Here is a 21,978-nt window from a genome sequence, read left to right as displayed (position 1 = left end):
AAATAGGCAGCTTTTTACAGTTTCACTTGCGTTTATAAAAATAAATATAGAAGTAACCGCATATTCCAAATAGAAGTGTGATGATCATTATGGTTAATGAAGAATGGTATTCAATCCACAATACTCGATGAATGTTGGCAATGATTAAAAATAAAAAGATTTTCGCCAAAACCATGCCCGCAAACATCCAACTGAATATTACAATCAACCCATCTTGTTTCATCACCCTATAATCACCTTTTCCTTTGGATATTTAAAATTGTCTTTAACGGTTTTTCCTCTTATTAAGAATAGGAATGAAAAAATACCAATCCTGCCAATAAACATGAGAGCAAGTATGATAAACTTCCCTGCTGTGCTAAGTTCGGGTGTAATCCCCATTGATAATCCTGTTGTACCAAAAGCAGAAGAAACCTCAAAAACGATTTCCATGATGCTAAATGATGGTTCAAGCATTGTCATTAAAATAATAGAGGACGCACAGATGAATGCAGCCGTTGTAATAACAATGAATGATCCATGAATATCACTTGGGTGCACTTCGCGGCCAAATACTTTGACCGTATCCTTTCCTTTGGCATAGAAGAATATGCTCAACATCATAATAGCAAAAGTGGTGGTTCGGATTCCACCTCCAACACTGCTTGGGGAAGCCCCAATAAACATCAGTCCGCTCATAAAAAGCAGAGTCGGATTAGAAAATTCACTTACATCCATCGTAGCTAATCCGCCATTTCTAGTGGAGGTAGATTGGAATAACGAATAAAACAAGGATTCATGCCAAGTTTTATCTGCAAAAAAATGATTCCGGTCAAACAAAAAGATGAAAAGGCGCCAACTATGATTAGGATAAAAAAAGTCAGGGTTGTCAGCTTTGTGAACAAAGAAAATTTGTAGGAATAATTTCCTTTGTGTGTTAAAAACTCCTTTACTTCGATAAGTACAGGAAAGCCAATCGCGCCAAGGATAAGCAAAATTATATTGATAAACTGAACAAAATAATCATGTGCAAATGGAACAAGTGAAGTGCCGGTTATATCAAATCCTGCGTTGGTTGTTGCACTGACAGATGCAAAGAAACCTTGTACAAACGCCTCTTGCCAAGTAGGGAAATATTTTAGAAAGTGAATTCCTAATATAACAGCGCCAATTAGTTCGATAACAATTACAATGACTAAGATCTGCCTCATTAACTGAACCAATCCGGAAAATGTTGAACGATTCTGATCTGTCATAATGAGCTGCCGATCTTTTAAACCAATTTTTTTCCCAAAGAGAATCCAAATGAAGGTTCCCAGTGTCATAATGCCGATTCCGCCAAATTGAAGAATAAAGGCTAATATAAAATACCCCGGCACACTGAATGTATCCGCTGTTGAGACTACAGTTAAACCTGTTACGCTAATGGCACTGACTGCCGTAAACAGGGTATCAATAAATGACAGTTCGACATAGGGCCTATGAGCAATCGGCAGGCTTAACAATATGGTAGACACAATTACAGCAGATAAATAAAATAACACAATTAATTGAACTGACGATAATCGTCTCTTTAATTTTTCCTGATTTTTTGCAAATTCCATCGTGACACAACCTTCTATTTAGATAGGGATAGTATATCAAATTGGAGATAAAAGAAAAATTTCTTTTCTGTTATACTCTGGATCAAATTTAACAGAGCCAAAAATGAATATTATGGGAAATTTGCAGTATGGATTATGCAGTTACATATTAGCCTTTGTAAGTTTTATAGAATGGGGACACTTTACAGAAAATCAGACTGTAGTATAAATGAAACACGAATATGAAAATAAAAAGGATTGTGAATGTTATACATCTCCACAAATCGTATTTCTTATATAATAGGCATATTATTTAAATAAGAAGGAAATTTTTGTATGTTACAGAATTATATAAACAACAAATTAATAGGAGCATATTCATGAACCTGAAGATTATTAAAAGTATTAGAACCAATAATTTTAAAGATGATGATATCATGCAAAAGATTACAGATATGTGGAAAGGAGCATCAAGTCTTTTGAACAATCAAGATGCGATTACCTATGGTCTGTATTCTGATTACGAAAGCGACTATAAGGGTGATTATTCACTAAGCGCAGCTATTGAAGGCAGTGATAACGAGTCTTCAATTGAAATTCCAAGCAGCAGTAAATATGAAATTTTTAGAGTAGATACATCAGATGAATTTGGAATTCTTAAGGCTTGGAAAGAGATATGGGATCGCGAAGAGAAAGGGATTCTGGAGCGGGCTTACTTATATGATTTTGAAAAATATTACCCAAATGGTCAAATAGAGATTCACATAGGTATTAAATAGTCTAGCATACTTCTATGCAAACAGATAAGTGTTCAAGGAGAGCAGCTATGCAATATTTTTTTAATCTTTTGGGGCGCAGGTACAAAGAAATTGTATATGAGCGCTATAAGAGAATTTCAGGAGAGGAAAGCCAATGAATCATTCTTGGAATAAAGTTATTTATAGAATTTGGTCTCCAATTTATGATCTGTTTTTTAATTCAGGTGTTTTCTTAAAAGCTCGAAGGCAAATTTTTGAGCAGATTCCATTTAAAAGCGGACAAAAAATTTTATTTGTTGGTGCAGGAACCGGTGCTGATCTGGAGTTAATAAATTCATCCAATTTGAATATAACTGCAATTGACTTTTCACCTAAAATGCTAAATCGGGCCCGGAAAAAGTTCAAGAATTCAACTATAAATTTCATAGAAATGGAAGCACAAAATATGAAGTTTAATAATGAAACCTTTGATTATGTAGTTGCCAGCCTAATTCTTTCCGTTGTGCCTGATGCTGATAAATGTCTATCGGAAATGGCGAGGGTTTTAAAAAATGAAGGAAAAATAATTATTTTTGACAAATTTGTATCTAATGAACAAACATTATCTTTACCAAAAAAAATTCTTAGACCGCTAATTAAAGTATTAGGAACAGATATTGGATTGAATTTTGAAGAGCTGTACCGTAGAAATAATGTAAATTTAATGATAAGTGAAGATAAAGATGTAATGATGAATGGAATGTACAGAAAAATAATAATTAGTAAAGTTAGTTGATTATGTTTCTGGAACAAGAAGCAGTATCACTTGATTGATTATATCAGGGCGATATATCAATATTATAAGCTTAACTTATTACAAGAAGTAAGTGTTATAAGTCAAAGTGAGTATTGTAAAAAACAGGTTAAACGATTCTATTCTTATTAACCTGACTGTTGCACCGTTTTATAGTGAAAGGAGAAACAATGGGATTTATGATAACTTTTATACCTATTTGGCTCTGCAGTTTTATAATATCCAGGCTGTTAAGTTTAATAGGAGGAAAGAAGAGCCCATTTGGTAAAACTTATTGGAAAAATGATGCTGTGATAACTTTTGCCCAAGCACTAATCATTACTCTTATTCTAATGTTTTTTGCTAAAGGTTCGAATATCTAGATGTTCATGAACGTTCGAAGGTTTAGGATCAAGGCTGCCATTGCGGCAGCCTTTTCTTATTGTTCTGATATGACCAAAACTGTCTCTGCCCAATTGGTGTTTTTTTCAGAATGAATTGTCTATAAAGCACATAACAAAAACTGCTATTTTCAGGTTGCTCAAGCATTTAAAAGCTGTAAAGCAACTAAAGATCCATTATTAAAGTCCATAAGCATCCTTCAAAATTCCGTAGACGTGCGCTTTTTTCAAAGCAGCGTTTTTTATAGGAAAAACTTGAGTTAAACTCCTTGTTTTGAAATAATTGGCAGTAGGCATCAGGCAGGTTTTTAAACCTTTTATTTTCAAATTTTTATTAGGATCATATAGGTGCCATTTAGACAAACGGGGGTAAGCTGCAGAGAAAGGAGGAATGGCGTGAATCGTTCTTTTTATGCTTTATTAGTGAGCCAAACTTCGACTAATCTTGGGTTCGCTTTATATACAATGGCAGTTGTTTTATATTTATATGATGAAACTGATTCAACAGCTGTAGCAGCAATTGTTACATTGGTGAGTGTGGTTTCACGAATGATTAGCAATCTATTTTTACCCGCAATTTCAGATAGATTTAAATTATCATATTTATTAATGGTTTCGCAGTTTAGCCAACTGGTATTCCTAATCATTTTATATGTACTATTTCTGCAAGAATTAAATACAGTACATATCATTATAATATTTATTTTGTTGGGATTTATATCGTTTTTTAATGGAGCTTTTTCGCCAGTTAAATCATCTATTGTTAAATCTATTGTATCAGAAGAGTATAGAGTGAAAGCCAATAGCCTGATATCGAGTATTGACCAAACTTTTTTATTTGCTGGCTGGACCTTCGGAGGGGTACTGCTAGCTTTTCTTGGCAAACAAACGACTCTTCTCATCACTGTTTGTTTAATTTTAACATCTATCGTCAGCTTATCGTTTGTAAAGGTATGTAACTTAACAAATATTCAGCCACAAGAAAGCTTAATCGCTCGTATAACAATTGGATGGAAGTATCTTTTCAATCATAAAGGGCTCAGAATTATTATTATAATGGACTTAATGGAGGCATGGGTTGGCACAATATGGATTGGAGCTGTTACGTTAACATATGAAGAAGATGCACTTGGCAAAGGCGAAACCTGGTGGGGTTATATAAATGGCGGCTACTATTTGGGAACTATTATAGGAGGATTGTTAGTTTATCGGCTTTCTAAGTTCTTGCAAGGGCGGTTAACCATTTTTATGCTGGCTGGCTCTGCAGCATTTGGCGTTCTGACTTTTGTGTACGGGTTCATATCCCAACCGGTCATTGCATTATTGCTTGTGTTATTAATGGGCCCATCCTATCAAATGAGGGATTTAGCTCAAGAAACCATGTTTCAAAATAGTGCAGATGAACGTACATTAACAAAAATATTATCAGCAAAATCTACTTTAGTTCAACTTATTTTTATCTTTTCTATACTCGGAATTGGAGCTTTAACAGATCTCATAGGAGTACGTCTAGTATATATTTTATCTGGCTGCTTATTAATCGTTTCTTCTATTTTTGGGTTTATCGGCCTGGAACTTCGAGGGAAAGGCAGCATTTTGGAAAGTGAAAATGCAAAAATGTAAATCATTTACAACGAATTATATAAATGTATGACTTTATGGAATAATAATGTATTTAAAGTAAAACCGTAGAGGTTCATGATCAGCTGCAGAACCGGGCGGCTGTTCTTATTCGCGAATATTTTTTGAAAGAAAATGGGGGATTATCAATGTTGGGGGATATTATTGCAGCCATACTATTAATATTATTTATCCTTTATCATTTACCGACAGAAGACTCACACCTCAAGGAAGGTGAAGGGCGTAGCCCAATGAGTAGGTGGGAGATGAATGTCGGTTGGCGGTAGCCAAAGGATTGTTCACTATTGTATAATAGGAACAAATGTTCTTATTTGGATGGAGGTGAACGTCATGATGGTCAATAAAGCCTATAAGTTTCGTTTGTATCCCAACAAAAAACAGACTGAACTCATTCATAAGACGATTGGCAGTTCAAGATTCGTCTTCAACTTTTTCCTTGGTAAACAAAAAGAAAAAGATGCTTATTGGTATATCGTCCAAGAAATGGTTCAAAATGGACAACTTTCAACCAATAACTGGAAAGGAAAATGTTTAAATAAATACGTAACGGTGAAAGCACTTCCCAAACTAAAAAAACACTACTCTTTTTTGAAAGAAGTCGATAGTATTGCCCTCCAAAAATCAGTCGAACAGTTAGCTGATTCCTATGATCGCTATTACAAAAAGCAAAATAAGCAGCCACGTTTTAAGTCCAAAAAGAATCCTATTCAATCTTATACGACCAAATATACCAATGGAAATATAGCTGTCATAAACAACTCTATTAAATTACCCAAACTCGGTCTTGTCCGCTTTGCAAAAAGTCGTGAAGTCGAAGGTCGAATTTTGAGTGCTACTATTAGGCGAAATCCTTCCGGTAAATATTTTGTTTCTTTAGCCACCGAATCTGAGGTAACGGAATTACCAAAAACCAATTCAGCTATTGGGCTGGATATCGGCTTAAAAGATTTTGCCATTCTTTCAGATGGAATGATCTACTCGAATCCAAAGTTTTTCCGTTCGTTAGAAGAAAAGTTAGCGAAAGCGCAAAAAGTGATGAGCAGACGAACCATAGGCGGTGCGAATTGGTACAAAGCCAAAAGGAAAGTCGCCTGTATTCATGAAAAGATTGCGAATAAGAGAAAAGATTACTTGGACAAAATTTCCACTGAGATTGTCAAAAACCACGATATAATCGGGATGGAAGCTTTGTCTGTATCGAATTTGTTAAAGAATCACCACCTTGCTAAGGCCATTAGCGAAGTATCTTGGTCACAATTCAAAACGATGATGAAATACAAAGCAAAATGGTATGGAAAAAAAGTAGTAACGGTGGCTAAAAACTTTCCTTCCAGTCAACTTTGTTCCTGTTGTGGCTACCAAAACAAAGACGTAAAAAATCTCGGATTGCGTAAATGGGAATGTCCTAAGTGCCAAACCTATCATGATCGAGATATTAACGCAAGTATCAATATTAAAAATGAAGCTGTAAGACTTCTAACCGCAGGGACTGCGGGGATCGCCTAATCAATAACTAGTGGATACACTGGTGTTTTTAGGAATCTCCCGCTTTAAACAACCCGTAAGGGTGTTAAGCGGTGAGTAGTTCAAGTGATTTACAGTCTTTCGAATATTAAATATCATTTAAGGCTGCTTTCTAAACATCTTAATATTAAAGAGATTGAGATAGAAAAAGTAAGCAATGAAGAAATTGAGAAAGAATTGAATGATGACTCAAAACGGTAACGATAATTTTCATTTAAAAAAGCGCTTTGCCCCTATGGATTAATAGGGATGAAAATTGTATTTGGCATTTAAAAAATGCTATAAATGGCAGTACCTTTCATAAATGCAAAAAGAGCCGAAATACGCAAGTAGTGCATAAAAACTTGCATATTTTAGGCTCTTTATTTTTATTGGTTATTGTGTTAAAGTCCCGTCAGCAAAAAGCCAAAGGGTACGTTTATTGTGCAGTATGTTTCTTTTCTTAGCTGATAATGCATAAGCCTGATACACGTCAGTTTGCTTATACTCTAAGGATCACTCTTTTGTTTTTTTTTGATTGAGTGTCACCTGCGATCTAAAAAGGAGTTCGAATGAACGCAAAGTGAATATTTTAAAGTTTGATTCATTGCTTTTCTTATCGAATGTTCTTGTGCGAGCCGTCACAGTTGGGCTTCTTTTGAGATAGCCCACAAGTGCAATCATTTAATCCCTTTCCATCAAGAATTTTCTGCATACTCTTTTCAACCCTTGACATTCGAGTTTTGGATTGTTTGGGCTGAGAAAAATAAAGAATGTATGCTCTTTGCCGTCCCGGCGTCAATGCTTCAAAAGCAGTTTTCAAGACGGGGATTTCATCGAATTTATTTTGAAGTTCTTCAGGAATTATGAATTCTTTATCCTTTTTTACCTCCACTTCCAAACCTGCTTTTTCAACCTCAATGGCTTCATTAATATATGCTTTCAAGATGGTTTCCATTTCAGCTATTTCTTGAACATTGGTGAACCGAATCTGGCGTGCCGCCTGTACATTCTCCGTTTGCTGGATTAGAATCCCATGGGCATCCTTTAACAACGCACCTTTGTGAAACAGAAGCGCGCAATATTCTTTAAATCCGTGGATTAAAACGATGTTTTTTTTCTCAAACGTGTAACAAGGATGCATCCACTTAAATTCTTCGGTCAGCTCACAGTCGAGCACGATATTTCTCAACTTCTCAAATTCTTCCTTCCACTTTTCGGCTTTGCTTAAAAATTCATCAACCTTAGGATTCATTCTGCTATTTGTCATCAAGGAACTCCCCTCTTCAACTTTTCGATCAGCTGACAGTCAAGAATGATCATTCTCAATTTCTCCAATTCTTTCTGTCACTTTTTGGTTTTCTTAAATATACAACAACCTTGGATCATTTTCCATGCCCCCTTTGGCAAGCTTGCTTGATCTTTCGGCAAGAATTCATCCAAATAGTGAACATTTCTGGATATTAATGGATTTTTTTCGTGTTGATATCCTCTTAATTCACGAATAGTTAAAAGGGGAAAGTAAAGTTGGCATTTCATCAATAAAACACAAAGAAATGATTTACTTCCAATGGTACAGGTGTTGGAGTGGGCTAGGAGTATTCCGAGATGGTTCGGAAAGAGAAATTGAAATATCATCACTTGGCTGGGGCATTGGATTTCATAATTAAGAAATGGCTTGGTCATAATGACAAATACAGATTTAGGTGTTCATCAAATGAAGGAGATTATTGGTGATTTATATCATTCATGGATTTCTTAGAGAAATTTGTGAAGAATTGCAGCTAAACTATCGGTACGATGCCTTAAGGCCGGCTCCCGCTCAGGGGGCTAATCTTATGGGTGCTAATGTAAAATAACCGAGGATCCCTTATAAAGGGTCTCGCAGCAAGGAAAGACCAAGTGAAAATATTCACTTGGTCTTTCCTTGCTGCATTATAGGATTTCTCTTTATTTATAGAAATAAAGAGAAGTAAAAATAATGCACATTATTGTCAGAATCGTTAATCAATCAATGAATGCCTATCCATTATAGTTTAACTATGAATAAAAAGGAGGTATCGTTCGTGGAGAATAAAGTCATCAAATCGAGTGTTCCAGTAAATTATTTAACAAAAAAACCATTTTGGACAAACGGAAGAAAAGAAGGTCTAATTGGATGGCTGTTTTTATTGCCTGAAATCATTGGAATCTTGTTACTTTATTTATTCCCTCTTGTATTTTCGCTAGTCCTTAGCTTTTCCGATTGGAATTTAGTCGGGGGCTTACAAGCTATACATTTTGCCGGGTTTGATAATTTTCTAAAATTATTTGAAGATGAAAAAATTATTATGGCTCTAAAAAATAATTTCATTTTTACTATTTTCACAGTCCCGATTGGAATGTTCCTTGCAATTATATTAGCAGTACTTATTCATACGAAGGTTTACATGTCAAGTTATTTTAAAATTGCGTTTTTTATTCCTTATATTTCGTCCATTATTGCTATTGGTGCTGTATGGAGTGCACTGTTCCATCCATCCCTCGGACCGATTAATCAGTTTTTAGCTGGGTTAGGGATTGAGAATCCGCCAATGTGGTTAGCAAGTCCGAAGACCTCTTTAATTTCAATCATTATTATTACGATTTGGGCGGGAATTGGTTATCAAATTATCATTTACCTTTCTTCATTATCAAGTATTCCTGACGAATTATATGAGGCAGCAAGTATGGATGGAGCATCCGAGCTTCAGAAATTCTTTAAAATTACGCTTCCTTTGCTTGGCCCAACAAATGTCTTTTTATTTATAACACTACTGATTGGTTCTTTTAAGGTATTTGATTTAATTGCCTTTTTAACGCAAGGTGGTCCAAATAACTCTTCAACCGTTATTGTATTCCGAATTTATGAAGAAGGATTTCAGCAATTCAATATGGGCTATGCATCCGCGATTTCATGGTTATTGTTTATTATTGTAGGAATTATTACTTTAATTAGCTGGAAACTGCAGAAACGGTTTGTACATTCTTGATGGAGGTGAATTCGATTGAAAAAAAAGCTTAATATGAGTAAAATTTTATTCACTATTGGTATGTTTGTATTATCCATCTTTTTTCTCGTCCCGTTAATATGGATGATGTCAGCGGCATTTAAATTTGAGAAAGATGTAATGGTATTTCCAATTCAATGGATTCCGAAAGATTGGAATATTATTGAAAACTTCAAAGCAGTTTGGATGGCCGAAATCCCTTTTTATAAATTCTATTTTAACTCAATTAAACTGGCTGTTATTCAAACATTGGCTACCCTGATTTTTTCTTCAATGGCGGCATTCGCCTTTAGTAAGCTTCAATTTAAAGGCAGGGATTTCGTCTTTGCCCTTGTCCTTAGTTTTATGATCATACCGGAACAAGCGACTTTGGTACCTAGGTTTATCTTGATCAAATGGCTCGGACTATATAATACACATGAAGGGCTAATCTTGATGGGGTTATTCTCTATCTACTTTACCTTCCTGATGAGGCAATACATGCTTGGAATATCCAATGAATATATTGAGGCCGCTAAATTAGATGGAGCGGGCTACTTTACGATCTATTGGAAAATAATTATGCCTTTATGTAAACCGATTCTAGCAACTGCTGGTATTATTAAATTTATTTGGATTTGGAATGATTATCAAGGACCGCTGATCTTCTTGATTGACAAAGAACTATATCCAATTACACTAGGGCTGCAACTATTTAAAGACGATTACGCGGACAACTTTGCTGTCTTAATGATGGCATCACTTTCTGCTATTATTCCGCTTGTTATTGTCTTTATCATTATGCAGAAGCAAGTGATTAAAGGAATTGCTCTTGGCGGTGTAAAAGGCTGATGACTGAAAATAAAAACTAGTAAAAAAATGCACAAACTGTATCAAATTGTGCACGTTCAATAAAAAAGACTAGAGCTATAATATGTTATGTAAGCGCTTAATAAAAAAGAAGGGGGATTCAAATGAGATTCAAAAAGAAAGCAACGTTAGCTTTAAGTACGGCATTTCTGGCAATGTCTCTGCTATCTGCATGTTCAGGAAGTTCTGAGTCAAATTCAAGTGAAAAATCCAATGACGAAAAAGTAACCATTAAGTATTACAACTGGGATAACGAAATAATGCAGGCATCAACGGAAAAATATATTGAGCAATTTGAAAAAGAGAATCCAAACATTGATGTTGAGCATGTATCACTTGTTCCAGGAAACTCTCTTGAAACTCTTAAAAAGCTGGATGTGTTAATGGCATCAGGTGAGCAAATTGACCTTTTTATGACCCCGCACATTGATGCGATCTACCAACGTGCAGCACAAGGTGTAGTAGCACCACTGGATGACTTATATAAAGAAAATAACTTAAAACCAGAAGAAGAATACTTTGTTAATCCAAAGTATGATGGAAAATATTATGGGATTTTAACCAATGTTACAACCAATTTTGTGCTTCTAAATAAAGATGCATTAGATGAGGCGGGTCTTGAAGTGCCTAAGGCTGGTTGGACATGGGATGAATTTAGTGAATATGCTAAAAAATTAACAAAGGGAGAAGGTACTGAAAAACAATATGGTGCATACTTCCATAACTGGGGATTATATGCGAATCCAATCGCTCAAGTACACAAGAAGCATCCATTTATGACGGAAGACGGTAAAACAAATTTTACAGATCCTTCCTATGAATATTTCTTTAATCTAAGACATCAAATGGAGAAAAAGGATAAATCCATAAAACCTTATGCTGACGTCATTGGTGCGAAATTAAACTATAGAACAGAATTTTTTAATGGTGATGCAGCGATGCTATTAACTGGTTCTTGGATGATTGCAGATACCGGTAATACTCAACAGTTTCCGCATGAGTTTAAAACAGCCTTTGCTCCAGTGCCAGTTCAGTCAAAAGGTGATAAGAACGAAATATACATGGGCGGCAACTATTTAGCAATTGGTCAAAATTCTAAACATAAAGAAGCTGCCTTTAAACTAGCTCGCTTTATTTCTACTAACTTAACAGATGCAAGAACAGAGTTGCCAGGCTGGAAAAAAGAAGATGCAAAACCATTAGTTGAAAAATGGATTGAAGGTAAAGAAGAATATTATGATGTGGATTCGCTAATGTACACTTTATTTGACAGTACTGAACCATTACCAGCATCTGAAGTTTCAATCACATATGCTGCAGAATTAGATAAAATTTTAGGCGATGGATTTAGTCAGTTTATACTAGAAGATAAATCTGCCAAAGAAGTTCAAAAGTGGATGGCTGATGAAGCAAATAAAGTGATTAAAGAAAACGAATAATCGTATATATAAAAGGCGCCTCAGGATGGGGGGCCTTTTGTTCCATATAAAATTGTATTCAGATTATTTTGGTAATACTAAATTTATTACTATTGTAGTAAAATAATAATTGTAAACGTTTTAGTCTACTAAAAGGGTGGCAGGAATGATATGAACAAATTAAGCTATTATCAAAAAATACAGTCATCATTTATTATATTAATCTTGCTCCCAATATTAGTCATTACGATATTGTCTTACAAAACAATAAAAGATAATGTGATTGAAAAAATAGAACTCTCAAATCGTTCTGTATTGAATTTAGTATCTAAAGATATCACAAAAATAGTCGATGACTTAAATTATGTTACTCATTTTTACGTCAAAAACGATGAAACCATTCGAACACTTATCGATTTTAGCGAAACGGAAAAAATAAAAAGGTATCGGGATTATGATAATTATCAAAAGGTTATTGCTTCCTTTGACTATATATCCATTAAAATGTTAAATTCCGATATTCATATGTTTCTAGTTAATAATAAAGAATTTATTGTTCCTTATTCGGTTGGCATCTCAAGTAAAACCCCTTCCTTAACGGTTTTGAAAGATCATTGGAATCGGCTGCAAGATCGAATAAATGTTAATCAGGCCAGCCATTTACAATCATTGGGACTCGTTAAGCATTTGAACCTAGAGGGAGACTCCTATTACTACTTTAGTCGTGTTATTAATCATCCTGAAAACGGACAGCCATTAGCTACCTTAAATATAGGAATCTCGAATGAATATTTTAAAAGATTATTTCAATCGGCCAAGACTGGCAAGCTCGCATTATTTGATGAAAATGGAAAGCTGATTGCAGGAGACCACACAATTTCTTATAAAGATGATGATGAAAGAAATGGAGAAATACGGGACGCAGTTTTAATCCCCATTTCAAAATGGAAGCTAATTCATGAAACCTCGAATGAAGAAATAACAGGACAAATTACAAAAAGCTTCTTCCTAAGTACGGTTTTGGTTGCCCTTTTCTTTTTTATCTTTTTGTTGATTTCACTTTTAATGGCCAAAAGACTGCATCGTCCCATTCAGAAATTGTCCTTCGTTGCTACCCAATTTGGTAAAGGAAAACATGATGTTCGTTTCTTGCCTGAAGGAAAAGATGAAATTAATGAATTGGGCAAGACAATTAATCACATGTTAGATGAAATAAAAGGGCTGATTGAACAAATTGAACAGGAACAAGAGGAAAAACGGGCCATTGAGCTCCAGGCATTATTCGCACAAATTCGCCCTCATTTTTTAATTAACACGTTAAATTCCATCAAATGCAGTTTATTTATAAATAATGATTATGAACATGCTGATAAAATTAACGCCTTAATGAGTCTGCTAAGAGCCTATATGAAAATAGATGAACCTTCCACGATTGAAAGTGAATGCAAACTGCTATCTCATTATATAGAGATCATGAGAATGAGAACCGAAGTGAATGCAGAATTGAAGGTTGAAATGGAAGATCAAGTCAAAAATATTGAATTACCGAAATTATTACTTCAGCCATTTATAGAAAATGCCATCGTTCATGGGTTTTCTGAAAAATCTTCTGGAGAAATAATCATCCGTGCTAATAAGAGGGATGAATGTGTTGTTATTATGATAAGCGATAATGGAAAAGGGGTGAGTGAGAATCAGCTTTTGGAGTTAAAACGAATGTTAAAGAGCGGCTCTGAAGGTACCTCTTACAATCGTGTTGGTTTAATGAATATTGCAAAGAGAGTAAAGCTTTTCTATGGTTCTGATGGGGATATTGATCTTCAACGAAATGATAACGGCGGTATAACGATTGTTGTTCAAATTCCGATTGATATCGATAAGGAAGGTGAAAAAGGATGATTAATATTATGCTTGTTGATGATGATGTACCAATGATTAAATATCTGAAACAGCTAATCAATTGGGAAGAACATGGCTTAAATATCGTTGGCACATCCTATTCAAGTATAAAAGCCTTAGAATTATTTAAACAATACAAACCTGATTTGGTTATTTCGGATATAGGTTTACCTCAGATGAATGGTCTTGAATTAGCTTCAGAATTAAAACAGATTAAACCAAATGTCAGAATGATTTTTTTAACCTGTCATGAGGATTTCCACTATGCACAAAAAGCCATACAGCTGAACGCTGATAGTTATTTAATCAAAGATGAATTAACGAAAGAGCAGCTCGAGGAAAACTTGAAAAATTCCATAAATAAAGTTATCGAAACATCTGTTAGTTTAGAAGATTTATCCTATAAGGAAATACTCAACCGGAATATTGAAATACTGAAACATTCGTTATTTGACCGTCTTATCAAAAGAGATGATCCAGAATTACTCATCCAATTTGCAAAAAAACTTGATATTAGCTGGCAATATCCTTCGTTTATTCTAGGGACGGGTTTCTTTTCTTTATCTGCGTTTATAGAAAAGTATTCCTATCAGGATCTGTCCATCATTAAATATGGAGTTTATAATATTGCCTGTGATATCGCTAAAAATCATCCCGGAATTACTTTTTTTAACGAGGAAGATTCAATTGTTTTTGTTTATAACTTTCGTCAAAACATAAAATTTGATCATCATCAGTACATTCAATCTCTATTAATGGAGATACAAGAGAAAATGATTGAATATTTAGGCTTGGAGATATTTTTTATCTACGGTCGACAATCATCCGATATAAAGAATATTGGTTTTGTTTACCAAAAAATAGTACGCAATCGATCTCACTTTTTTTATAATACGGTTTCGATATTGAATTGGGATATACAAACCAATCTAAGCGCTTTTTGTCCAATTAGCCGTCTTCTCGACAAAGAGATGAGTGAATTAGTTATCGCTGTAAAAGAAAAAAACAGTAAAAGGGTAAAAGAAATTCTAGCATTCATCACCCAAACCGCAGCAACGAAAAATCTGGACCCTGGAGAACTGAAAAGGATCATTTCACGAAGAGTCCGTTTGATTGAATTACAATATATTGAAACGGGCAATGAAGAGTTTTATTCGTTTCTAGAGGAGTGCTCCAGACTAAGTGATGCCGTAAAAATTGTAGAAAACAAGCTGACACAGCTTATTCAATGGAATGGAAAAATGGACGGAGCCAGCAGCAGAGAGCCGAAGTTACAAGAGATTGATCAATACATTATTGAGAATCTATCTGAAAATGTTACATCTACAGACGTAGCCGCTCATTTATATATGAATCCAAGTTACTTTTCACGTTATTTTAAGCGATTGACGGGTGAAAATTTCACCGATTATTTCCATCGCTTTAAAATCGGTGTTGCCGCAAAAATCCTTGAGCAAACAGGAGAATCAGTAGAAGAGGTTGCAATAAAATGCGGCTATTCAGATCGTACCTATTTTTCAAAAGTATTTAAAAAATATACGAAAATGACGCCAAGAGAATATCGATCCAAAATTGGTTACTAGTGGTAATTATTTTATATTCCAATCTCGCAAAAAGTCAAAATATTCCCTTAAATTCAAAGAATTTTACACCTTCCCTTTGTATTTCGATAGTAAACTTTTTAATAAAACAAGAAAGGAGCATTTTTTAATTTGGAAAAGTTCAAACTTTGGGGAGGTTTAAATGAAAAAAGTAAGCGCTATCACTATTATTGTCACTATTTTTCTATTGATTAGTTCACTTCAGCTGCCGGCATATGCTATTGATGATTCAGAGGTTTTTAACCTTGGATCAGAAGCTGATGCATTTATTTGGGGTGGAACCAATGCAGCCAATAATTTTGGCAAAAATTCTTATTTGGCTGTCCGTGAAGCAACATCTGATTCTTATACCAGAAAGGCGTATGTTAAGTTTAATTTAAATGAAATTAAGACACTAGCATCTGCCAAGCTGCGAATTTATGGAAAAGCAACTAAGAACGGTACCTTGAAAGTTTGGGGAAGTGAAGAAAAAAACTGGACAGAAACGAGCATAACCTGGAATAATGCACCATCTCCGACATCAGAAATTGCAAGTGCCACTATTTCTGCTGCTTCACAGTATTATGAATTTGATGTAACAGATTATGTGAAAGAACAGGTTGATGCGACAGAAGTAACCTTTATTATAACAGGTGCCAATAATGAGGATATATACCTTGATTTTAATAGCAGAGAAAAAGGTGAAAATCCTCCGCAATTAGTTATTGATGCCTTAGATGATGGATCTAGTGATTCCGAACCTGAACCTGAACCTGTACCGGAAAAAGAATTTGAAGATTTGCGCCTGAAATGGTATAAGTGGCTGATTGGATCTTCAATTTATAATCAAAATGATGAAGATATTCGTACAGCCATCCATGCCCTTGATATTACTGTGTCAAACGAAAATAATAATGGTTTCTGGGATACATTGAACAAGGGCCAATCACGAACGACTTTGTGGAATGACGCCTCCAATCCAGCAAATTCAGCGCACATGACAACATCCTTTAACCGTTTAAAAAGTATGGCTCTCGCATACTCAACTAACGGCTCGTCTCTTTATAAAAACGAATCTTTAAAAGAAGATATAATCAGTGCTTTAGATTGGATATACAACAATCGTTATAATGAACAAAAAAGTGAGGCTGGCAACTGGTGGGATTGGGAGATTGGTTCTCCACAGGCTTTAAATGACATTGTTATTCTTATGTATGATTATTTGTCACAAGAACAACGAACAAATTATATGAAAGCGGTTCAACGTTTTGTACCTGACCCAACTGTTCGAACATTAGGCGGATATGAAGAAAAAGGCGCAAACCGTGCAGATAAAGCACTTGTGTCAGTTATTAGTGGTGTCATTAGTAAAAATAGTGAAAAAATCCGCCAGGGCCAAGAAGCACTAAGTCAAATCTTCTTATATGTGAATAGCGGCGACGGTTTTTATGATGACGGTTCATTTATTCAGCATACATACGTCGCTTATACCGGCTCATATGGCGGAGTATTAATTAACCGAATGGCTGATCTACTAAATGTATTGAATGATTCAAGGTGGGCCGTAACAGATCCAAATGTTAAAAATGTTTATCGATGGGTCAATGAATCAATAGTGCCTCTAATTTATAAGGGTGCAATGATGGATATGGTAAGGGGAAGAGCCATTTCAAGACAACAGGAGCAAGACCATATTAGCGGACGGGGAATGATTAAAAATATCCTTCGTTTATCAGAAGTTGCACCAAAAGAAGAAGCGGAGTATTTTAAAGGTATCGTTAAAAAATGGGTGATGGAAGATATATCGTTTGAGAATTATTTTGAAAAATTAGCCATCAGTGATGTGATTCGTTTTAAGGAGTTGTTAAATAATAGTTCTATTGTACCTCATGATGAATTAATAACGCATAAAGTATATGCTGCTATGGACCGTGTTGTCCATCTTCAAAAAGGGTATGGATTTGGGGTAAGTATGTTTTCTGACAGAATCACCGCTTTTGAAGCTGGGAATGGAGAAAATTTAAAAGGCTGGTTCACAGGTATTGGGATGACTAGTTTATATAATAATGACCTAACCCAATTTAGTGATCATTACTGGGCCACTGTTGATATGTTCCGTTTACCTGGAACAACTACAGACGGTGCAATTCAAACAACTCCAAAAGCCTGGTATAAGTATGCAAATACTAAAAATTGGGTCGGCGGTTCTTCAATCGACGGTTTATACGGTGCAGCAGGCATGAATTTCTCACTGGAAAAAGTAACAGGAACCTCATTGTCGGGCAAGAAATCCTGGTTTATGTTTGATGATGAGATTGTTGCAGTAGGTTCTGACATTTCCGGAAGCGATAACCGATATACAGAAACGGTGATTGAAAACCGTAAACTTAACAATCAAGGTACGAATCAATTAACGATTAACGGAACAAAAATGTCAGATCAGCTTGGCTGGAAAGAAAGTATTGATAAAGTAAACTGGGCACATTTAGAAGGAAATGTTAAAGATTCTGATATCGGCTACTATTTTCCAAAGAAGATGACAATTGAAGGACTGCGAGAAGTAAGAACGGGTTCATGGAATCAAGTGAATTCGGGTGGGAGTAAAGAATTAGTTACGAACAACTATTTAAGTTTAGCCCTCTCTCACGGTGTAAATCCAATAAAGGCATCCTATTCTTACGTCCTTTTACCAAGTAAGAATCTAAAAGCAACAGAAGAATATGGCAAAAACCCTGATATTAAGATTATTAAGAATACAGAGGATGTTCATGCTGTAAAAGAGAGAGAACTCGGAATTTTAGCTGCTAACTTTTGGAATCCGGATACTGTAATGTTTATTAATGCCAGTAATCCTCTATCCATGCTGTTAAAAGAAGAAAAAGGGGTTCTTACGCTTGCTGTTTCAGATCCAACTCAAACACAAGACAGTCTAACTTTGGAACTTGATAAGCAAGACTATATGGTTGAAAGTAATGATGAAAACGTAAGAGTCATTCAAACTTCACCAACAATTAAAGTTCAAATCAATGTGAAGAACTCACAAGGAAAAACATATACAGCTAAATTTATCAAAAATAAGGAACATTAATTACAAGAAAAGAGGGAGACAAGAATTTTTTATCTTGTGTATCCCTCTTTCTTTTTTTTGCTAAAAACATCCTTATCAGTTTATAGGTAAAAAAAGTGCACATTTTTCTGTAAATATCACATATTCCAAAGCATTGTTTCCCATTACACTTACTACATAAGGCTAGATTTAACTAATGATTAGGAGAATGTATTCATGTGGAATGTAGCGATTGAAGATGCAGTCGAAAAAACTAGGAGCAATATTAACCGTTTCGGTGAGTTATTCCCGCATGTCAGCATGAATGGCAAATATGAGCTGAACGATAATGACGACTGGACGAATGGTTTTTGGTCAGGCTTGTTATGGCTGTGCTATGAATATTCTAATGATCCTATTTTTAAAGGAAAGGCCCAAAAAACGGTTGAAAGCTTTCAAAATCGCCTAAATAAAAATATCGTTCTCGACCATCACGACATTGGATTTTTGTATTCACTATCTTCTAAAGCCCAATGGATGATTGAAAAAAACGACGCAGCAAGAAAACTAACATTGCAGGCTGCAGATAAATTACTTTGCCGCTGGCGTGAAAAAGGCCATTATCTGCAAGCGTGGGGGCCGAGATGCGATGAAAAAGAAGGCGGAAGAATTATTATCGATTGTCTTCTTAATCTCCCGATTCTCTATTGGGCAAGTGAACAAACGGACGATCCAAAATATCGGAATATCGCTGCAGCTCAGGCGGAAAAAAGCAGGCGTTATCTTATGCGTGGTGATGACAGTTCCTATCATACGTTTTTCTTTAACCAAGAAACAGGCGAGCCTATTGGCGGGGCAACCCATCAAGGATATACAAATGGATCGACATGGACACGAGGCCAGGCGTGGGGAATCTATGGATTTGCCCTTTCCTATCGCTACACAAAAAAATCAGTTTATTTAGAAACAGCAAAAAGAGCAGCGAAGTATTTTATTGAACATTTACCAGATGACTATGTCTCCTATTGGGACTTTAATGCACCAGTAGATGAAAATACACCTCGTGACAGTTCAGCAACTGCAATTGCAGCTTGTGGACTGCTTGAAATAATCAGCCACTTAAATGACGGAGACTTGGAACGAACATATTTTGAAGATGCAGTGCAAAAAATGATGCAATCCCTTGTAGAAAATTATTCAACCATCAATGACAAAGATGCGGAAGGGCTTCTAAAGCATGGTTCTTATCATGTTCTGGGTAATCTCTCAATCGATGATTATATGATTTGGGGTGATTACTTTTATCTGGAGGCTTTAATGCGTTTAGAGAAAAATCATAAAGGTTACTGGTACGAATAACTATTTGACCACGAAGACAGGGGATAAAACGAATGAGCACACTGATAAACTTACTTAATTTAGACAAACCTCAACTTCTGCCTGTAAAGCAGGCATTTAAGGAGAACAAACTCGGTGACTCTCTTCGTTTCTATCATAGTTATTTTCTTAAAAGAGTCAATCCCAAGTTTTATTATCACAATTATGAAAAAGAACTGCTTGTGAAGCAGGCATATAAGCATTATCGGGAAGATGTTGAACGGGTATTAGCTGTAGCTGAACAAATTGTCAATCGGGTGTTTGTATTTCAAGAAGCATGGGATATGGAACGGACAAATATTCCTGTCACATTCAATGGAAAAATCGATTGGACCTATATCCCATTTGAAGACCCGGAATGGACGTATATGTTAAACAGGCATCGTTTTTTTATCCCGCTTGGTCAAGCATACCTGTTAACTGGGGATGAAAGGTATGCTAAAGCATTCTGTGAACTGCTATCGGACTGGATTCATTCCAATTCTGAACAATCAAATTCCGTATCGCTGGCATGGAGAACCATTGATGCCGGCATAAGGAGCAGCAACTGGATAAAAGCCTATGATTATTTTAAGAATAGTCCCCATTTCACAATGGAGATTTTTGAAAAAATGCTGCTTTCTTTATATGAACATGGGCAATTTTTAGCAAGTGATTTTTCGAATTGGAAAGCGATTAGTAATTGGGGTGTCATTGAGAACAAAGCTCTATTAGAATTATCCATTTTTTTAAACGAATTTAATCAGGCCGGCATTTGGCAAACCTTAAGTTTGCAGCGATTAAAGAAGACTGCGCGTCTTCAAATTATGAAAGATGGAATACACTGGGAGCAATCACCATTGTATCATAACGAGGTTCTTTTATGTTATTTAAAAACGATTCACCTTAGTCAAAACAATGGAATTGAAATAGATCCCTTACTAATAGATACAGCAAGAAAAATGGCTTATGCCGATGTATTCATGGCTAAGCCAAATCATCATCAGCCGATGAAGGGGGACAGTGACAGCTTCGACCTGAGGGATATCCTTACTCGGGCGGCTATCCTTTTAAGAGATCCCAGTTTAAAGTTTAGAGGCTACTCAACAATCGATTTTGAAAACTTATGGGAATTTGGATTAGAGGGTATCGACATTTACCATAATCTTCACGCAGAGAAACCAAAGAAACTGTCAGCTGGCTTTGAGGATTCAGGGAACTATTTTATGCGCTCTGGATGGGAAAAAGAAGACCTTTATCTATACTTTCATTGTGGACAGTTAGGTGGCGGCCATGGGCACGCGGATCTTTTTCATATTGACGTTCATGCCTGCGGAAAAGAATTTTTAACAGACCTCGGCAGATATAATTACAGCGATAATGATCCGTTAAGAAGAGAATTAAAAAGTGCAAAGGCACATAATACCTCCCTCGTGGATGGCATCGAATTTACGGAATGTATAGACACATGGGGCTTTGGCAGGATTGCAGCCCCGCTGATGACGAAGTGGACCAGCAATGAACAGTTTGATTATGTTGAAGGCAGTCATGATGGTTACCTGCATTTAGACGATCCGGTTTATACCCGAAGAAGAATTGTCTTTATAAAGCCTTATTACTGGCTCCTTGTGGATGAGTTTGAATGTAAAGGTGAACATATCTTTTCGCAGAACTTTCATTTTTCACCTGGTGAAATTGAGTTTAATGAATTAACAAAAAGCTGCTTTACTAAAAATGGGAATGAGGCGAATCTCCATCTCATTCCTATTAACTCAACTCCTTTTACAGCTGTCATTAAGGAGGGGAATATCTCGTATGAATACAATCAGATTAAAAAAACAAAAGTGTTCACTATGAAGCCAAAGCTACTGGCCCAACAGCTTTGATGCAGCTTATATATCCGCAGAGACCAGGAGAAAAAGATATCCCGACTGTGACAACAGTTGAGGTTTATGATTTATTTGGAGAGATCGTTGACCGTAAAGACGCACAAGCAATTAAAATTTATATGCCTTTTCTGAAAGAGGAGCATTTCATTATAGTTTGTCATAAAAAGCCATCCCTGCACCGAATGTCATATTGCATTGATGGGACTCAGATTTTTGGCGAGATTGTTCTCATTAAAAGAAAAGGTGCAGAGGAAGAAGTTATTCTTATTAAGTAG

Annotated in this window: 17 protein-coding genes and 1 pseudogene; 15 read left to right on the top strand and 3 right to left on the bottom strand. The window is 35.6% G+C overall.

Features of this window, described 5'->3' with window-relative positions; translation table 11 throughout:
* Positions 1–22 precede the first annotated feature (22 nt).
* A complete protein-coding gene (locus tag L634_RS0103870) occupies positions 23–226 on the bottom strand; it encodes a hypothetical protein (RefSeq protein ID WP_157452342.1) in 204 nt (67 codons plus the stop codon).
* Positions 223–1,583: pseudogene (locus L634_RS30555) on the bottom strand (TrkH family potassium uptake protein). Before L634_RS30555 ends, L634_RS0103870 begins: the two are co-directional and overlap by 4 nt.
* A gap of 359 nt (positions 1,584–1,942) precedes the next feature.
* Between L634_RS30555 and L634_RS0103860 the strand changes: the two are divergent.
* From L634_RS0103860 to L634_RS34605, 5 genes are all read left to right on the top strand, one after another.
* Positions 1,943–2,341, top strand: a complete 399-nt coding sequence (locus L634_RS0103860; RefSeq protein ID WP_026581305.1) for an effector binding domain-containing protein — start codon at positions 1,943–1,945, stop codon at positions 2,339–2,341.
* Between the two features lie 133 nt (positions 2,342–2,474).
* Positions 2,475–3,095 carry a class I SAM-dependent methyltransferase gene (locus L634_RS0103850; protein ID WP_026581304.1) on the top strand — a complete coding sequence of 207 codons (621 nt, stop codon included), beginning with the start codon at positions 2,475–2,477 and terminating at the stop codon, positions 3,093–3,095.
* Between the two features lie 794 nt (positions 3,096–3,889).
* On the top strand, positions 3,890–5,116 hold the full coding sequence (locus tag L634_RS0103840; protein ID WP_026581302.1) for an MFS transporter: 1,227 nt from the start codon (positions 3,890–3,892) through the stop codon (positions 5,114–5,116).
* Positions 5,117–5,464: 348 nt separating this feature from the next.
* Entirely contained in the window at positions 5,465–6,640 is a 1,176-nt protein-coding gene (gene tnpB, locus L634_RS0103830) for an IS200/IS605 family element RNA-guided endonuclease TnpB (protein WP_026581301.1), read from the top strand.
* 84 nt (positions 6,641–6,724) lie between these two features.
* Positions 6,725–6,859, top strand: coding sequence for a hypothetical protein (locus L634_RS34605; RefSeq protein ID WP_269521431.1), 135 nt, complete (start codon positions 6,725–6,727; stop codon positions 6,857–6,859).
* A gap of 394 nt (positions 6,860–7,253) precedes the next feature.
* On the opposite strand, the gene L634_RS30550 is transcribed toward L634_RS34605, so the two are convergent.
* The gene (locus tag L634_RS30550; RefSeq protein ID WP_084028819.1) at positions 7,254–7,907 is read right to left on the bottom strand and encodes a DUF1801 domain-containing protein; all 654 of its coding nucleotides are present in this window, start codon (positions 7,905–7,907) and stop codon (positions 7,254–7,256) included.
* Positions 7,908–8,370: 463 nt separating this feature from the next.
* On the opposite strand from L634_RS30550, the gene L634_RS34600 reads away from it, so the two are divergent.
* The 10 genes from L634_RS34600 to L634_RS32185 all read left to right on the top strand — a co-directional run bounded on the left by L634_RS34600 (position 8,371) and on the right by L634_RS32185 (position 21,978).
* The gene (locus tag L634_RS34600; RefSeq protein WP_269521430.1) at positions 8,371–8,496 is read left to right on the top strand and encodes a hypothetical protein; all 126 of its coding nucleotides are present in this window, start codon (positions 8,371–8,373) and stop codon (positions 8,494–8,496) included.
* 207 nt (positions 8,497–8,703) lie between these two features.
* On the top strand, positions 8,704–9,648 hold the full coding sequence (locus tag L634_RS0103805; protein WP_051428210.1) for a carbohydrate ABC transporter permease: 945 nt from the start codon (positions 8,704–8,706) through the stop codon (positions 9,646–9,648).
* Between the two features lie 33 nt (positions 9,649–9,681).
* Complete coding sequence (locus tag L634_RS0103800; RefSeq protein WP_034261912.1) at positions 9,682–10,497, top strand: carbohydrate ABC transporter permease; 816 nt, start codon at positions 9,682–9,684, stop codon at positions 10,495–10,497.
* A gap of 122 nt (positions 10,498–10,619) precedes the next feature.
* Positions 10,620–11,954 carry an ABC transporter substrate-binding protein gene (locus L634_RS0103795; RefSeq protein WP_051428209.1) on the top strand — a complete coding sequence of 445 codons (1,335 nt, stop codon included), beginning with the start codon at positions 10,620–10,622 and terminating at the stop codon, positions 11,952–11,954.
* Positions 11,955–12,104: 150 nt separating this feature from the next.
* Positions 12,105–13,832: a sensor histidine kinase gene (locus L634_RS0103790; protein ID WP_026581297.1), complete on the top strand. Its 1,728-nt coding sequence runs from the start codon at positions 12,105–12,107 to the stop codon at positions 13,830–13,832.
* A gap of 8 nt (positions 13,833–13,840) precedes the next feature.
* The gene (locus L634_RS0103785; protein WP_198029687.1) at positions 13,841–15,415 is read left to right on the top strand and encodes a response regulator transcription factor; all 1,575 of its coding nucleotides are present in this window, start codon (positions 13,841–13,843) and stop codon (positions 15,413–15,415) included.
* Positions 15,416–15,575: 160 nt separating this feature from the next.
* The gene (locus tag L634_RS30545) at positions 15,576–18,500 is read left to right on the top strand and encodes a polysaccharide lyase family 8 super-sandwich domain-containing protein (RefSeq protein WP_051428207.1); all 2,925 of its coding nucleotides are present in this window, start codon (positions 15,576–15,578) and stop codon (positions 18,498–18,500) included.
* A 195-nt stretch (positions 18,501–18,695) separates the two neighbouring features.
* Positions 18,696–19,817, top strand: coding sequence for a glycoside hydrolase family 88 protein (locus L634_RS0103775; protein WP_026581295.1), 1,122 nt, complete (start codon positions 18,696–18,698; stop codon positions 19,815–19,817).
* A 32-nt stretch (positions 19,818–19,849) separates the two neighbouring features.
* A complete protein-coding gene (locus L634_RS30540; protein ID WP_084028817.1) occupies positions 19,850–21,700 on the top strand; it encodes an alginate lyase family protein in 1,851 nt (616 codons plus the stop codon).
* Entirely contained in the window at positions 21,700–21,978 is a 279-nt protein-coding gene (locus L634_RS32185; protein ID WP_026581294.1) for a hypothetical protein, read from the top strand. Before L634_RS30540 ends, L634_RS32185 begins: the two co-directional genes overlap by 1 nt.

The sequence above is a fragment of the Bacillus sp. J33 genome (assembly GCF_000518885.1).
GTDB lineage: Bacteria > Bacillota > Bacilli > Bacillales > Cytobacillaceae > Cytobacillus.
The sequence above is the reverse complement of the archived record's forward strand: the minus strand, read 5'-3'. Positions and strand labels throughout refer to the sequence as shown.

Excerpts from the sequence above, each read along its gene's own strand:
- L634_RS30550 (WP_084028819.1), bottom strand. The coding sequence starts at position 7,907 with ATGACAAATAGCAGAATGAATCCTAAGGTTGATGAATTTTTAAGCAAA.
- L634_RS0103800 (WP_034261912.1), top strand. The coding sequence starts at position 9,682 with ATGAGTAAAATTTTATTCACTATTGGTATGTTTGTATTATCCATCTTT.
- L634_RS0103795 (WP_051428209.1), top strand. The coding sequence starts at position 10,620 with ATGAGATTCAAAAAGAAAGCAACGTTAGCTTTAAGTACGGCATTTCTG.
- L634_RS0103860 (WP_026581305.1), top strand. The coding sequence starts at position 1,943 with ATGAACCTGAAGATTATTAAAAGTATTAGAACCAATAATTTTAAAGAT.
- L634_RS0103775 (WP_026581295.1), top strand. The coding sequence starts at position 18,696 with ATGTGGAATGTAGCGATTGAAGATGCAGTCGAAAAAACTAGGAGCAAT.
- tnpB (WP_026581301.1), top strand. The coding sequence starts at position 5,465 with ATGATGGTCAATAAAGCCTATAAGTTTCGTTTGTATCCCAACAAAAAA.
- L634_RS30545 (WP_051428207.1), top strand. The coding sequence starts at position 15,576 with ATGAAAAAAGTAAGCGCTATCACTATTATTGTCACTATTTTTCTATTG.
- L634_RS0103785 (WP_198029687.1), top strand. The coding sequence starts at position 13,841 with ATGCTTGTTGATGATGATGTACCAATGATTAAATATCTGAAACAGCTA.
- L634_RS0103790 (WP_026581297.1), top strand. The coding sequence starts at position 12,105 with ATGAACAAATTAAGCTATTATCAAAAAATACAGTCATCATTTATTATA.
- L634_RS30540 (WP_084028817.1), top strand. The coding sequence starts at position 19,850 with ATGAGCACACTGATAAACTTACTTAATTTAGACAAACCTCAACTTCTG.
- L634_RS32185 (WP_026581294.1), top strand. The coding sequence starts at position 21,700 with ATGCAGCTTATATATCCGCAGAGACCAGGAGAAAAAGATATCCCGACT.
- L634_RS0103850 (WP_026581304.1), top strand. The coding sequence starts at position 2,475 with ATGAATCATTCTTGGAATAAAGTTATTTATAGAATTTGGTCTCCAATT.